Genomic DNA, 13,930 nt, shown 5'->3' on the forward strand with positions numbered 1-13,930 from the left:
TTGCCCCCTAAGGCTTTTGAGGGTTCTCCAATATTGACTTGGATGGTTTACTTCTGTTTTTTCAGCTTCTTCATCCGCTTTTCTAAAACTTCCGGATCCTCTCGGAGGGACTGTGCAACAGTGTTGATAGTCTCTTCTACCTCGCTGATGGGGAGTTGGTCGTCGGCTTCAAATGCGATCGCAACTTTATGCCCAGCTGCGAGGGGCACCAGATAAATTTCTGTAGTGATGAACCCGCTCTGATTTCGCTGGATTTGCAGTTCACCCGTTACCGGCCGCTCAAAAAAGCGTCGCTGTGGATAGTTGGTCGACGGCGAATTGATGCCTAAGAAAAAATACTTCACATAGTTTATTAATTCCGCATCCTCCATATTCAAGAAGGAAAGTGTGTCTGGCGTGAGAGGCAAAACTCTGACCGTGATTCGTCGATCGTCAGAGACCACGCCTACCGTATCGTTTTTGAGCGCTTGCACCTCAGAAAAACCTGTCGGCGTTTCAAAAATGAGCCCCCGGGCCTGATGGACTTGCCGGTTATCAGAGTGGGCAACCGTTACTTCGGTCTGCTCCTGCTGCGACTCCTGGAGTGGTTGGGCCACAGCAGGCATCGCCGCCGCGACCAGTAGGCCGCACAGTAAAACAGGAAACTTGGGTAAGCGGTTCATCATTTAGACACCTAACGCGGGAACTAGGGCAGTTAAATCATCTCCTCAGGCCGAACATAGCGATTAAACTCTTCGGCAGTGAGCAAATCCAGAGCAATACAGGTCTCTTGTAAAGTCTTCCCTTCTGCATGGGCTTTTTTAGCAACCTCAGCTGCTTTGTCATATCCAATATGAGGCGTTAGAGCCGTCACTAACATCAGAGAACGATCTAGATAAGCTTGAATCTGTCCTTGATTGGCCTTGATCCCCACCACTAGATACTGGGTGAACGCGCCACAGGCATCCGCCAGTAATCGTACAGAATGTAACAGGTTATGAATAATGACCGGCTTAAAAACGTTGAGTTCTAAATTGCCCTGGCTCCCAGCCAAGCCAATGGCTGCATCATTACCGATCACCTGCACACACACCATCGTCATCGCTTCACACTGCGTGGGGTTAACCTTCCCCGGCATGATCGAAGATCCTGGCTCATTAGCGGGTAGATTTAGTTCTCCAAGGCCACAGCGTGGACCTGAGGCCAGCCAGCGGAGATCGTTGGCAATCTTCATCAGAGAGCAAGCTAGCGTCTTTAAGGTGCCACTCGCCATCACCAACGCATCATGGGCCGCAAGGGCCGCGAATTTATTCGGGGCGGTGACAAATAGCAGGCCCGTGAGGTCAGCAATCTGAGTTGCCACTTGGACCGCGAATTCAGGATGAGCATTGAGGCCCGTGCCCACCGCCGTACCGCCTAAAGCCAGGGGATATAGCTCAGGTAAAACCGTCTGGAGTCGATTCAGGTTTTGATCAAGCTGAGCTACATAGCCCGAGAATTCCTGCCCCAATGTTAAAGGGACTGCATCCATTAGATGAGTACGGCCAATTTTGACGATGTCTTGAAAAGCTGCCGAACGTTCTGAGAGGGCGTCTCGCAGCTGCGTCACTTTTGGGATCAGGTGGCGCAGATCTTCCGCTGCTGCGATATGCATCGCGGTTGGGAAGGCATCGTTGGAAGATTGGGACAGATTGACGTGATCGTTGGGATGCACAGGCGTCTTGCTGCCGAGGACGCCCCCCGCCATTTCGATAGCGCGATTGGCGATCACCTCATTGGCGTTCATGTTGGACTGGGTGCCGCTTCCGGTTTGCCAAATCCGTAGCGGAAACTGCTGGTCGTGCTGGCCCTGTGCTACTTCTGCGGCGGCTGCAATAATCAGTGGGGCGATTTCGGGCGGTAGCTTGCCCAAAGATTGATTGACAATAGCGGATGCCTGTTTGGTGATCCCCAAGGCTCGGATCATGCTGCTGGACAGGCGATCAAAACCAATATCAAAGTGCTGCAGCGATCGCTGGGTCTGTGCTCCCCAGTAGCAGTCGCAAGGTACAGCGATGGTCCCCATACTGTCCGTTTCGAGGCGGGTCTCAACTTGAGCCGTCATCTATGATTGTCCTCTGCCTTTACGGGTCGATCGTACAACCCTCAGAGCTGAGATTGAGAACTAGAGGATGCCAATTCTCTGATCCGGCTTGGGCATAGGCACAGCGGGATGGTCTACTGGCGGCGGAAAGTCCGATGCAAAGCAAGGCGAGCAGTGCTACGGTCATGTGCCCCGTCCAGCCTGGATGCTGGCGCGGATGATGGCTCCGCAAACGGAAGAAACTATTCATAGCTTTGTGCGTGAATGTGAGCACTGATTGTATAGATGATTCGTCAATCAGTGAGCGAGAGTGCTGGAGTGATGTGATTGTGAGAGACGGTTCTAAGTCTGGGGGAGATTCACTGCTGTCTAGAGTATGCCCATACCAGGCTGCTAGCGGACATTTTTATTTTATGAGAGTTTGTGTGCTGTGCTTATGGCAGTGATAGATATCGCTAAAAAGCAGAATTGAGGCTTGCATGATCGGGCAGAATCGTCCATCATGTCGGCGATGGCTCAGAATCTAGAGTGCTAAAGCATTTTTTGGTGACTTGGAGGAACCTATCGGTAGGGCGCATCAGTCTGGTTGTCAGTGGCTTAGCCATGAAGCTTATAAAGGTCGGATGCCTGTGAAAATTGCGTGGATAGCGTTAGTGGCTCTTGGGGTTGTCAGCGGTGCTGATGCCGCGTGGGCGGGCAAACTGACCTACTGGCGTTTTAATAGCCAGCAAAGCCGGGTGGATTTGATTACGGATACGGGCACAAAACCGAAGGCTGTTGTCATTCATAACCCCACTCGTCTGATTATTGATTTACCCAATACATCTATTAGAAAGAAAAAAAGACAGAAGCGGATTAGCGAATACGTTAAAGAAGTACGCGTTGCCCAGTTCAGCAAATGGACCACGCGTGTTGTCGTGGAATTGGATAAGGATTACTCTCTTCGAGCTGATCAGGTTAAGGTGCGGGGCCTCGCTCCCAATCGCTGGTATGTCCAGCTGCCTAAATTTTTGGCCATTCGTGATCTCAATCGCAAAGCTTTAATTACAAGATCCGTTACAGTGCCGCAGCCAAAGCTCCCGCAGCCAACGGTCTCTGCGGGCGGTTCTTCAGCTCCGATTGCGGTAAAGCCGGGGGCAAAGGTGGTCCTCATTGATCCGGGGCATGGGGGGCGTGATCCCGGTGCTGTGGGTCGAGGAGGGCTGCAGGAAAAGCGGGTGGTTCTGCCGGTTTCGTTGAGGGTTGTGGAAGAACTGCGGCGACGGGGTGTCAATGCCCAGCTCACGCGTAGCTCAGATCAGACGGTTGATTTAGCGCCTCGCGTCCGTAAGGCAGAAGGTCTAAATGCAGATATATTTGTGAGCATTCACGCCAATGCGATTAGCTTGAGCCGCCCAGAGATCAATGGTCTGGAAACGTTCTATTACCAAACGGGAAGCAGGCTGGCGAGTAATATCCACCGCAGTATTCTGCAATCGGTCAATGTTAAAGACCGGCGAATTCGCCAGGCTCGATTCTATGTCCTCCGCAAGACGTCGATGCCTGCAGTGTTGGTGGAGCTGGGGTACGTGACGGGGAGTACCGATGCACCTCGTCTAGCGACAAAGGCCCATCAGGATCAGCTGGCAGTTGCGATCGCAAACGGCGTGATCAACTACATCCAAGGCCGATAGCGCTAATAGTCAGCTCTCTTCATCGCCCGCTGCATCTCACGCTTATCCTGACGCTCCTTCACCGCCTCTCGCTTATCGTGGAGTTTCTTACCGCGCGCGAGAGCAATTTCCACCTTCATCCAGCCTCGCTTGGCGTATAGCTTCGTGGGTACGAGCGTTAACCCCTTCTGCTCCGTTTTACCGATCAGCTTACTAATCTCTTGCTTGTGCATCAGTAGTCGACGCTTACGTCGGGGTTCATGATTAAACGCCTGCCCCACATTACTCAGTGGAGAAATATGTACATTCATCAACCAAGCTTCGCCCTTCCAAATACTGGCAAAGCCATCCCTGAGATTCACCCGACCCGCTCGGATAGATTTGACCTCAGTCCCTGTTAGCTCAATTCCAGCCTCAAACGTTTCCATAATTTCATAGAGAAAACGGGCCTGACGATTATCGCTAATTAACTTATAAGACTCACTCATACTCTTATCTTAGCGTGGCCTGAACGATACTGACTTCCATCTCAAAAGCCTTAGGGTAAACGCTGGTAGCATGGTGAAGAACGCAATTACATTTAGATCAAGTTCTTATGGCTGCAGCAGTAATCAAGTTTTCCTCTGAAGACTGTGGAATCTGTCACAAGATGTCCTTTTACGATCAGAAAGTCACCGAAGAATTGGGACTGGAATTTGTAGATGTCAAAATGCAGGATACCGAAACTTACCGCAAATACCGCAAAGTTTTGCTGTCCCAGTACCCCGATAAATCAGAGATGGGCTGGCCCACTTATATTATTTGCGACAACCCCAATGCCGATTTTCAGATCTTGGGCGAAGTGAAAGGCGGACATCCGAAGGGCGAGTTTAGAAGTCGGCTGCAGGCCGTTATTGCTGGAGGTAATGGGTAACAGATGGTCGATTACTGAAACGCCTTCTCCCTTACCTGACACCCACGACCTCTACGCTAAACCATGCCATCAACAACAAAGCTCTACTCTTCACGATCTCGCTCCAGTCACCGTCTGAGTAGAGTCTTTGTAAAGATTATGGCGCTGGTGGCAGCCGTTGATCTAGGCGTCGTTTTTTTTGATTACACCTATATTTCCATGCGGGATATCTACCTATCCCGCTTTCCCTGGATTGCTCAGCAGTATGATCCCATCAAAGCCATTGAACCCTATCGAGACACACAGCAATATCTCAACGTTGTAGAGACACTGAAACAGGCAGGACCGCAGCCCAGTGCTGAACGCAATGCGATCTTGGCCGATTTACGCGATCGCAGCCTCGAAATGATCGTAGAGAATCCCTTTGAAGCTGCCAACAAATCGGGCACCCTCGAAAAAATCAAGAATCGGATGCGGGACTACCAACCTAACCCAGAAGATTCCTCAAAACAGGCATTTCAAGAGTTCTGGTCCGCCGAACGTCTCACCCCTCAAAACTGGGCATCAGAGCTAGCATTTTTTGACAAAAAAATTAGCCCCCTGATTGCCTCCAACTACTATCGCCCCATCGCTGAGAATAACCTACCCGTCGATTATTTCTGGCGTATTGACCTCATTTTTATCGGCATTTTTGGTATTGAGTTGCTGCTGCGGACCCTTTACCTCAGCCGCCGTAATGATATGACCTGGCGAGATGCCATCCTGTGGCGATGGTATGACCTGCTGCTGCTGCTGCCGTTCTGGCGGTTGTTGAGGGTCATTCCCGTGGCGCTGCGCCTCCATCAGGCGCGCTTCATCGATCTCAGTAGAGCGCAAATACTGATGAATCGTTTCCTCGCAGAGAACATTGCCGGAGAGGTGACTGAGCTAGCCATCATCCAAGGGATTACCGTCGCTCAAACCTCCATTGAGCAAGGAGCCATTCGAGAGTGGCTATCGGTCGCAGCCGCACCCACCGTTGAAATCAACGACGTCAATGAGATTGATGAGTTAATCAATCAAGTTCTAACGCTGACCGTGCGTCGCGTCTTGCCTACCATTCAATCTGACCTAGAAATTCTCCTTCGCCACGCAACCACCGAAGCCCTTGCAGGGCTGCCCTTCTATCGCGAGGTACAGAGGCTACCGGGCGTAGGGCAGTTGCCAACCGAGATTGCCAATCAGGTGATTCACCAAGTCACTCAAGCAGCCTACGGCGGTTTAGATCAAGCCCTCTCCGATCAGGAAGGTCGGCTACTGTTCAACAATCTTGCAGAGCAATTTACGCGCTCCTTGCGAGCAGAACTACAGGACCGCCAGACCTTAAATAAACTACAGTCGCTACTGTCTGATCTGCTAGAAGAAACAAAACTGACCATTATCAAACGCTTAGAGACGGAAGATATCGATCGCACAATCGTTCAGGCTCAAGAGCTGCGACAAACGGATTCAGAGAAGAAAAAACTGCCCACCGTTGAAGTGATTTCCCCTTCTCGATAAAACTTCATCTCACAACAGCTCTTGTCTCAAGGAAAATACAGATTTGTAGCAGCCTGCGCTAAACTGAAAAGCGTTAGGATTGCACCCTCGTGCGCTTCTATCTCAAGTCTCGCCAAAATAAAGTGTGAGGAGTGGGTTACAGCCCGCTTTTTTTATTGACTGCCAATTATCAGATTTAATGTCCCATCCCGTTATTCCTCAAGTATTGGCCCTCGCAAAGCCAGTAGCAAAAGCTCTAGAGCTAGAGATAGTCGATGCTGTGTATCACACGCATCAGCAGCCCCCGACCTTGAGGGTCGATGTTCGCAGTTGTAAAGAAGACACCAACCTTGAAGACTGTGAGCGCATGAGCCGATCCTTGGAAACGGCTCTAGATGAAGCTGATGTGATGCCAGAGGCCTACGTCTTAGAGATTTCTAGTCCGGGTGTATCAGAGTTTTTGACCCAAGATCGAGACTTTACTGCCTTCCGCAGCTTTCCCGTTGCGGTACAAACCAACGAACCCTTCAAAGGACATCAGGTCTGGACTGGAACGCTGACCAGCCGGGATCAAGATTGGATTCATCTCAATCAGAAAGGGCGCTCAGTGTCTATCCCTCGCGCACTCGTTTCACAGGTGCAGCTTCAAGACCCACCTTAACTTTGGCCGATTCTTCAGACTTCAAAAATTCAGCCAGCCGCCCAACGATCCTTTACTTGCACGGAGATAGCCTATGTCAATGGTTCAACTGCCTGGTCTAGCAGAAATGATCAACACCATCAGTCGTGAGCGTAATCTCCCGAAACACGCCGTAGAGGCCGCTCTACAGGAAGCATTGCTCAAAGGCTACGAACGCTACCGGCGCACACTCCTGCTGGATACATTCATGCAGTTCGAAGAAGGATATTTCGAAAACTTTGATGTTGAACTCGATATTGAAGAAGAAGGTTTTTTAGTATTAGCGACCAAAACTATTATTGCTGAGGTTGAAAATCCTGACCATCAGATTGCCTTAGCAGAAGTATTAGAAGTGGCACCAGAAGCGCAAGCAGGCGACACCGTTGTTTTAGATGTCACGCCTGACCAAGGCGATTTTGGTCGGATGGCTGCGATTCAAACTAAGCAAGTTCTATCTCAGAAGTTACGTGACCAGCAGCGAAAGCTCATCCAAGAAGAATTCCAGGACTTAGAGAAAACGGTTCTGCAGGCACGGGTGCTTCGCTTTGAAAGACGTTCGGTGATCATGGCAATTACCTCTGGTTTTGGACAGCCAGAAGTGGAAGCTGAGCTATCTAAGCGGGAGCAGTTACCCAACGATAACTATCGAGCCAACGCGACCTTTAAAGTATTCCTAAAGCGAGTTGCAGATGGCCCCCATAGAGGCCCGCAACTTGTTGTTTCTAGGGCTGATGCAGGCCTAGTCGTCTATCTATTTGCCAACGAAGTACCCGAAATTGAAGACGAAGTCGTCCGCATTGTTGCGGTGGCGCGTGAAGCCAACCCTCCTTCTCGTCAGGTAGGGCCTAGGACAAAAATTGCAGTGGACACATTGGAAAGAGATGTCGATCCGGTGGGTGCCTGCATCGGTGCTCGTGGCTCGCGGATTCAGGCCGTTGTCAATGAGTTGCGAGGCGAGAAAATCGACGTCATTCGTTGGTCACCAGACCCTGCCACCTACATTTCCAATGCTCTCAGTCCGGCTCGTGTCGATGCCGTTGTTTTAGCCAATACCGAAGATCGTCAGGCCCATGTCCTCGTGGCTGAAGATCAGCTGAGTTTGGCGATTGGTAAAGAGGGACAGAACGTTAGGCTCGCGGCTCGCTTGACGGGTTGGAAGATTGATATTAAGGATAGTGCGAAATATGAGCTTGATGCTGAATTTGGTGCAGCTGACGACACGTCTGCAGAAGAAGAACTGGAAACAGAGCCTCAGACAGAGCTAGGCAGTGAAGGGGAGGCCTCCAGCATGAGTGCTGAAGCTGAGGAAGTGGTTGAGGACGTTGTAGAACCCGTTGGAGATGAAGGATGACGTTGGGCTATGTTATAGCTAGACGTCAGCAGAGACGCAAATGGTTGATAATGGTTTAGGGCTAACCTAAATCAGGATTCATAGGTATTTCTGTTGAACCACCCATAACGATCCGTTATCCCACGAAAAGTAACAGGTGGCACTATGTAGAATCAATTACAAGGCAAGAGGGGCAAGTGGATGAGCAATCAAAAAGTTAGGATTTACGAGCTGTCGCGGGAATTAAATTTGGATAATAAAGATATTCTGGCCGTATGTGACCAGTTAGACATTGCGGTCAAGAATCATAGCAGTACGATTACGGAGTCTGAGGCTGAAAAAATCCGCAAAAAGGCGGTTTCTATTTCTACCTCCACTCCTGTAAAGCCTAAGCGCCCTGCTCCACCACCTCAGTCAAGCCCCAGTCCTCGCAAATCTTCTTCACCTCCCAAGCCGATGAAGAAGGATCGACCGCGTAAGCAGCAGATTCTTGAGATTCGTAAGCGTTCGTCAAAGTCTGATGAATTTGTTGGATCTGCCTCCACTAGTTCTGCTTCTACGGATGATTCTGTGGCTAAGCCCCCTGCGCCTAAGCCGGTCCGACCTCAAGTGTCGCCTCCGGTAAAGCCTAAATCTCCAGGGAGTCGGGTCTCGGCGTCTTCTCCAGAGCCAACTGAAACCAGGGCTACGCCGCCGCCTATCTATTCAAAGCCTGCGCCTCAGCTATTACGCAAGCCCGCTGTGAAAGGTCCCGGAGCGCCCTCTAAGTCGGAGGATTCCGCATCGCCAGAGCGCCCAACTCAGCCGAAGCCACCGGTCCCGACTCTGATGAGTCAACCTCGGCGTCCGCAAAAGCCTGCACCGGTTTCTGCGAAAACAGCAGATACCGAATCTGAGGCTTCAAGTTCAGGCGCAGATGGGATGGAGCTTGACAGCACTGTTGCAGTCCTCGAACCAAAGCCCATTCCACGATTAGTGAATCGTCACAAGCGACCTAAGTCGAAGGTTGATGATGATGATTCGCTCGAAGACAAGCTGGGTAAATCATCCAAGGCCGCGAAGCAAAAGCGCAGATCGAAAAAGACCGTTGATGATGATGATGAAGATCTGCTAACGACAGATGATGGTACTCAAGCCACTGTGGACGTCAGTCGTTCCTTGGTTCGCCCTCCTAAGCCAAAAACAGCTGCAACGAAACAGTCTCGTCCTATGGTGACGGCAACTCGCAGCAGCAATAGAAAGGGCCGTCGTAGGGGTAGCCGAAACCGAGATCGTCAGCAACAGCAACAGCAACAGGCCATCGAAGAACGGCCAACGCTGTTGACCTTAGCTACTGATCTGACCGTACAGGAATTGGCCTTAGAGCTGAAGTTGCCTGAAACGGAAGTCATTAAAACTTTGTTTATTAAGGGTATTGCAGCAAATATTAACCAAACTCTGGATATCGAAACCGCTGAAATGGTCGCCCAAGAGCTGGGCTACGAAGTAGAGACCGTCGAAGAAGAGTCAATGGCTCGCAAAGTAACAGAGATGATTGATGTAGAAGATCTAGAGAATCTTCAACGCCGTCCTCCTGTTGTTACGATTATGGGTCATGTTGATCATGGTAAGACTACACTTCTTGACTCTATTCGGGAAACCAAAGTTGCTCAGGGTGAAGCGGGCGGCATTACCCAGCATATTGGTGCGTACCATGTTGACCTCACCCACAATGATGAAGTTCAGCAAGTCGTATTCCTAGATACTCCGGGGCATGAAGCCTTTACTGCGATGCGAGCTCGCGGAACACGGGTTACGGACATCGCTATTCTTGTGGTTGCTGCAGATGATGGCGTTAGACCCCAAACCGTTGAGGCCATTAGTCATGCGCGGGCAGCCAAAGTGCCGATCATTGTTGCTATCAACAAAATTGATAAAGAAGGCGCGCAACTCGATCGTGTCCGTCAAGAGCTGACTGAGTATGAGCTTGTTGCTGAGGATTGGGGTGGTGAGACCATCATGGTCCCAGTGAGTGCTTTGAAGGGCGAAAATCTAGACGCGCTGCTAGAGATGGTTCTCTTGGTAGCTGAGGTCGAAGATCTCCACGCCAATCCTAATCGTCCTGCGAAGGGAACCGTCATTGAGGCTCACTTGGACAAAGCTCGCGGTCCTGTGGCTAGCTTCCTGATTCAGAATGGAACCTTGAAGGTGGGTGATACGCTCGTTGCCGGTTCTGTTTTGGGTAAAGTGAGAGCGATGATTGATGATCGTGGCGAGCGGGTTCAGCAAGCTGGACCTTCCTTTGCTGTCGAAGTCTTGGGTCTCAGCGATGTTCCTGCTGCTGGTGATGAGTTTGAGGTCTTTGGAGACGATAAGTCAGCTCGATCTGTCGCTAATGATCGCTCAGATCAGCAACGACAAACTCGACTGCAGCAGGCGATGGCCTCTCGCCGAGTTTCGCTCAATGCCTTTTCTGATCAAGCCCGAGAAGGAGAGCTTAAAGAGCTTAATCTGATTTTGAAGGCCGATGTTCAGGGATCTGTAGAAGCGATTTTGGGCTCTCTGGGGCAGCTTCCTCAGGATGAAGTTCAGGTGAGGGTTCTGCTCTCTGCACCGGGTGAGATTAGTGAAACGGATGTCGACCTCGCTGCCGCTAGTAGTGCTGTGATTATTGGCTTCAATACCAGCCTCGCAACAGGTGCGCGTCAAGCTGCGGATAAAGCAGGTGTTGACATTCGCGAGTACTCAATTATCTACAACTTGCTTGAAGATATTGAGGGGGCGATGGAGGGCTTGCTAGAGCCAGAACTTGTAGAGGAACCCTTGGGCCAAGTCGAAGTGCGTGCTGTCTTCCCTGCTGGACGTGGTGCTGTTGCAGGTTGCTATGTCCAGTCGGGCAAGTTAGTTCGCAACTGTCGCATCAGGGTGCATCGTAATGGTGAAGTTGTCCGTGAGGGCATTCTAGACTCGCTGAAGCGTATGAAGGAGGATGCCCGAGAGGTCAATGCAGGCTATGAATGTGGTGTCGGCTTAGATGGCTTTAAGGACTGGAAGGAAGGAGACGCCATTGAGTCTTTTCAACTGGTTACGAAGCGCCGGACCTTGTCTCCTGCAAGTTCAAGCTCGTGACTTCGATGAATTGTTCTTTCTTGATGCCTGACTAGAAAGAATTCCGTAGCCTTGATAACGGTTTGTGGCCCCTATTTCCATTACCCTGAAAACAGGGGCTAAATGAGGGGTCACACTTGCCGTTCAATTACATGCCTGAAGGTGGCTGGAGCGGTGACAGTGATTTCTACCTCTCCTAAAACTTTGCGCTATCGTAAAGAAAGCATTAAATTATTGCTCAAGCATGGGTGACTTTTGATTATGGCTCATATCCAATCTCATTCATCTAATCAAAAACAGGTCAAGACATCAGAGGCTGTTTGGCCGCATCTACGGCGCGTTATCTCTAAGAGCTCGGGCTTTAAGCACTGGGTGCTTGAACACGGTTTAGATAGTAATGCTAAAGACAATGCTCTAGATACTTTAGTTCACTCATACCTACGTCAGACCCTAGAAACGTTAGCCTACTAAGTATCTTAGTGAGCTAGAGATACGGCTAATTCAGCATCACCTTGGTTAGGATGCCGAGTGCTTTTCATTAGTGATTGCCTGGGGTATTGTTCCTGCTGTCCCTGTGAGCGCATTGCGAAGACTTGCTAGTTTAACAGGCCTGTGAATGTGGGTTGTTTCGCTATGCGTCTGCTCACGTTCTGCATCAGTCCTTGTGCTTGAGGTGACTGAAGACGCTGGCCTGAACGCCTATGCTTTGACGCCAGTCTATCGTGCTGCGGATCTCTGAAAAATAAATAGCTCTTTGTTTCGCTGTGGCGTTCTAATTTTGTTAATTGGCTCGAGCTGTTGCAGATACATCTGTCGGCAAGCTACGTGATTCAAGCTCTGAAGGGTCAGATTCTCCACCGCTTGCTGCGTGACAAATTGCAGCGTCCGAAGGACGCTGTTGAATGGAGTTGAGCCACGAAGTGTGTGAGCTGAGTGAAGTGATACCCCGTCCGCTTGCGGCGGGGATGTTCATTCGTTGGTTGTGATGCAGCCATTGATGCTGACATGCCCGAGCCCCATGCTGTCACTCACCAGCAGCGACTTCTCTAATTTAAATTGGAACGGAGAGGGAGGGATTCGAACCCTCGTTAAGTTGCCCTAAACAGCATTTCCAGTGCTGCGCCTTCAACCACTCGGCCACCTCTCCAGAGGTATACTGATTACTCAGCCTAGGATAGCTATGCTAACAGAATGTGCGAGATGACGAAACCCAGATGACCATTTTTACTGTTCATGTTCGAGATCGCCAGAATCAACAGGACTATCAAATCCAGGCCGATAGCGATCGCTACATCCTTGAAAGTGCAGAGGCCCAGGGCTTGCGCCTGCCTTTTGCCTGTCGTAATGGTGCCTGCACGACCTGTGCCGTGAGGGTAATCTCTGGCGATCTACATCAACCTCAAGCAATGGGGCTATCAGAAGAGCTGCAGAAGCAGGGATATGCGCTGCTTTGCGTTAGCTATCCCCAAGCTGAACTGGTGGTGGAGACGCAGGATGAGGATGAAGTCTATGAACTGCAGTTTGGACGCTACTTTGGTAAAGGTCCAGTCCGTCGAGGTTTGCCGTTAGATGAAGAATGATATGGACGTTGAGCCAAATCTGGCAGTGCTTTTAGATGTTGCTACTGAAGCTGCTCAAGCAGGCGGTGCGGTTTTACATTCCTATTGGGGCAAACTAGAGAATATTCGTGAAAAAGGTCGGCCAGGGGATCTGATAACGGAGGCGGATCAGGCGGCGGAGGCGGCTGTGTTGGCTGTTATTAAGCGCTATTGCCCTGATCATCAAATTTTGGCAGAGGAGTCGGGGGCACTGGGCAACCCAGATAGTCCCTATCTCTGGGCTGTTGATCCTTTAGATGGGACCACTAACTATGCCCATCAGTATCCCTTCTCTGCGACATCTGTGGCTCTGTTGATTCAGGGGGGGCCACAGGTGGGTGCTATTTATGATCCGTTTCATCGAGAGTTGTTTCGGGCGGCAAAGGGTTTGGGAGCAACTCGTAATCGCCAACCGATCCATGTCTCTAAAACTGATAAATTGGCTCAAAGCTTGCTGGTCACCGGGTTTGCCTACGATCGTCGTGAAACGAAAGATAATAATTATGCTGAGTTTTGTCGTATGACTCATCTGACGCAGGGGGTGCGCCGTGGGGGTGCGGCTTGTCTTGATTTAGCCTATGTCGCCTGTGGTCGTCTTGATGGTTATTGGGAGCGGGGACTTTCTCCCTGGGATATTGCGGCTGGTATTATTTTGGTCGAGGAGGCGGGGGGCATTGTCACGGCCTATAACCAAGGCCCACAGCGCCTCAATACAGGGCGTTTGCTGGCAACCAATGGTCTAATCCACCAATCGTTAAGTCAAGAGCTGCTGCAGGTTGAGCCAATGGTCTTTAATCTTGAATAATAGGGTTAATCGTTTTAATATTTTGTGAATGTCAGGTTGCCATCTGCCGCGTTTCTCTGGGGTTTAACGCCTACCTTAAGTTTTATCCATAATATTCTGGTATACGTCACATGTCTTTTGAGATTACTCGTGGAATAGCTGCATATGACTGTCCAGATCACTATGCTGTTTTAGGTGTTGCCCTAGGGCGTGTCATCAATTAAGCCATATAACAGAGGCTGCTAGGTAAATAGCTCCTAGAAAATTGACGGCTCGTTTATCGTAGCGTGTGGCAATTGCCCGATACTGCTTGATCTTGGCAAAAAAG

The 13,930-nt window shown here is 50.3% G+C and carries 13 protein-coding genes, 1 tRNA gene and 1 pseudogene; 9 read left to right on the forward strand and 6 right to left on the reverse strand.

The genetic code is table 11. The features are described from left to right. Positions 1-47: 47 nt before the first annotated feature. From C1752_RS26000 to C1752_RS28165, 3 genes are read right to left on the reverse strand one after another with little or no spacing between them, the layout of a single operon-like run. Positions 48-662: a hypothetical protein gene (locus C1752_RS26000; RefSeq protein ID WP_158535226.1), complete on the reverse strand. Its 615-nt coding sequence runs from the start codon at positions 660-662 to the stop codon at positions 48-50. A 32-nt stretch (positions 663-694) separates the two neighbouring features. Then, positions 695-2,083, reverse strand: a complete 1,389-nt coding sequence (gene fumC / locus C1752_RS26005) for a class II fumarate hydratase (RefSeq protein ID WP_110988962.1) — start codon at positions 2,081-2,083, stop codon at positions 695-697. Between the two features lie 19 nt (positions 2,084-2,102). After that, positions 2,103-2,312: a hypothetical protein gene (locus C1752_RS28165; RefSeq protein ID WP_146242446.1), complete on the reverse strand. Its 210-nt coding sequence runs from the start codon at positions 2,310-2,312 to the stop codon at positions 2,103-2,105. A 379-nt stretch (positions 2,313-2,691) separates the two neighbouring features. On the opposite strand from C1752_RS28165, the gene C1752_RS26010 reads away from it, so the two are divergent. Beyond that, positions 2,692-3,735 carry an N-acetylmuramoyl-L-alanine amidase gene (locus C1752_RS26010; protein ID WP_233501895.1) on the forward strand — a complete coding sequence of 348 codons (1,044 nt, stop codon included), beginning with the start codon at positions 2,692-2,694 and terminating at the stop codon, positions 3,733-3,735. Between the two features lie 2 nt (positions 3,736-3,737). Here the strand turns inward: C1752_RS26010 and smpB are convergent, their stop codons facing one another. Then, a complete protein-coding gene (smpB, locus tag C1752_RS26015; RefSeq protein ID WP_110988964.1) occupies positions 3,738-4,202 on the reverse strand; it encodes an SsrA-binding protein SmpB in 465 nt (154 codons plus the stop codon). A gap of 107 nt (positions 4,203-4,309) precedes the next feature. Here smpB and C1752_RS26020 point away from each other — a divergent pair, with 107 nt between their 5' ends. From C1752_RS26020 to C1752_RS26045, 6 genes are all read left to right on the forward strand, one after another. Continuing rightward, positions 4,310-4,627: a thioredoxin family protein gene (locus C1752_RS26020; RefSeq protein WP_110988965.1), complete on the forward strand. Its 318-nt coding sequence runs from the start codon at positions 4,310-4,312 to the stop codon at positions 4,625-4,627. Positions 4,628-4,690: 63 nt separating this feature from the next. Continuing rightward, the gene (locus tag C1752_RS26025; RefSeq protein WP_146242447.1) at positions 4,691-6,145 is read left to right on the forward strand and encodes a hypothetical protein; all 1,455 of its coding nucleotides are present in this window, start codon (positions 4,691-4,693) and stop codon (positions 6,143-6,145) included. 178 nt (positions 6,146-6,323) lie between these two features. Further along, positions 6,324-6,785 (forward strand): ribosome maturation factor RimP, encoded by a 462-nt coding sequence (rimP, locus tag C1752_RS26030; protein ID WP_110988967.1) that lies wholly within the window; start codon positions 6,324-6,326, stop codon positions 6,783-6,785. 73 nt (positions 6,786-6,858) lie between these two features. Further along, the gene (gene nusA, locus C1752_RS26035) at positions 6,859-8,154 is read left to right on the forward strand and encodes a transcription termination factor NusA (RefSeq protein WP_110988968.1); all 1,296 of its coding nucleotides are present in this window, start codon (positions 6,859-6,861) and stop codon (positions 8,152-8,154) included. Between the two features lie 180 nt (positions 8,155-8,334). Continuing rightward, the gene (gene infB / locus C1752_RS26040; protein ID WP_110988969.1) at positions 8,335-11,241 is read left to right on the forward strand and encodes a translation initiation factor IF-2; all 2,907 of its coding nucleotides are present in this window, start codon (positions 8,335-8,337) and stop codon (positions 11,239-11,241) included. 240 nt (positions 11,242-11,481) lie between these two features. Then, on the forward strand, positions 11,482-11,691 hold the full coding sequence (locus tag C1752_RS26045; RefSeq protein WP_110988970.1) for a hypothetical protein: 210 nt from the start codon (positions 11,482-11,484) through the stop codon (positions 11,689-11,691). 591 nt (positions 11,692-12,282) lie between these two features. Here the strand turns inward: C1752_RS26045 and C1752_RS26050 are convergent. Then, positions 12,283-12,367, reverse strand: a tRNA-Ser gene (locus tag C1752_RS26050). A gap of 67 nt (positions 12,368-12,434) precedes the next feature. On the opposite strand from C1752_RS26050, the gene C1752_RS26055 reads away from it, so the two are divergent. Further along, positions 12,435-12,800: a 2Fe-2S iron-sulfur cluster-binding protein gene (locus C1752_RS26055; protein WP_110988974.1), complete on the forward strand. Its 366-nt coding sequence runs from the start codon at positions 12,435-12,437 to the stop codon at positions 12,798-12,800. Between the two features lies 1 nt (position 12,801). After that, positions 12,802-13,623, forward strand: coding sequence for an inositol monophosphatase family protein (locus C1752_RS26060; RefSeq protein WP_110988971.1), 822 nt, complete (start codon positions 12,802-12,804; stop codon positions 13,621-13,623). A gap of 195 nt (positions 13,624-13,818) precedes the next feature. Here the strand turns inward: C1752_RS26060 and C1752_RS26065 are convergent. Beyond that, a pseudogene (locus C1752_RS26065) lies at positions 13,819-13,930 on the reverse strand (IS5/IS1182 family transposase); the annotation flags it as partial.

Source organism: Acaryochloris thomasi RCC1774, assembly GCF_003231495.1.
Lineage (GTDB): Bacteria > Cyanobacteriota > Cyanobacteriia > Thermosynechococcales > Thermosynechococcaceae > RCC1774.

What these genes read in the sequence shown, in the direction of transcription:
- C1752_RS26000 (WP_158535226.1), bottom strand. Translation starts at nt 662, where the DNA reads ATGAACCGCTTACCCAAGTTTCCTGTTTTACTGTGCGGCCTACTGGTC.
- fumC (WP_110988962.1), bottom strand. Translation starts at nt 2,083, where the DNA reads ATGACGGCTCAAGTTGAGACCCGCCTCGAAACGGACAGTATGGGGACC.
- C1752_RS28165 (WP_146242446.1), bottom strand. Translation starts at nt 2,312, where the DNA reads ATGAATAGTTTCTTCCGTTTGCGGAGCCATCATCCGCGCCAGCATCCA.
- smpB (WP_110988964.1), bottom strand. Translation starts at nt 4,202, where the DNA reads ATGAGTGAGTCTTATAAGTTAATTAGCGATAATCGTCAGGCCCGTTTT.
- C1752_RS26020 (WP_110988965.1), top strand. Translation starts at nt 4,310, where the DNA reads ATGGCTGCAGCAGTAATCAAGTTTTCCTCTGAAGACTGTGGAATCTGT.
- C1752_RS26025 (WP_146242447.1), top strand. Translation starts at nt 4,691, where the DNA reads ATGCCATCAACAACAAAGCTCTACTCTTCACGATCTCGCTCCAGTCAC.
- rimP (WP_110988967.1), top strand. Translation starts at nt 6,324, where the DNA reads ATGTCCCATCCCGTTATTCCTCAAGTATTGGCCCTCGCAAAGCCAGTA.
- nusA (WP_110988968.1), top strand. Translation starts at nt 6,859, where the DNA reads ATGTCAATGGTTCAACTGCCTGGTCTAGCAGAAATGATCAACACCATC.
- infB (WP_110988969.1), top strand. Translation starts at nt 8,335, where the DNA reads ATGAGCAATCAAAAAGTTAGGATTTACGAGCTGTCGCGGGAATTAAAT.
- C1752_RS26045 (WP_110988970.1), top strand. Translation starts at nt 11,482, where the DNA reads ATGGCTCATATCCAATCTCATTCATCTAATCAAAAACAGGTCAAGACA.
- C1752_RS26055 (WP_110988974.1), top strand. Translation starts at nt 12,435, where the DNA reads ATGACCATTTTTACTGTTCATGTTCGAGATCGCCAGAATCAACAGGAC.
- C1752_RS26060 (WP_110988971.1), top strand. Translation starts at nt 12,802, where the DNA reads ATGGACGTTGAGCCAAATCTGGCAGTGCTTTTAGATGTTGCTACTGAA.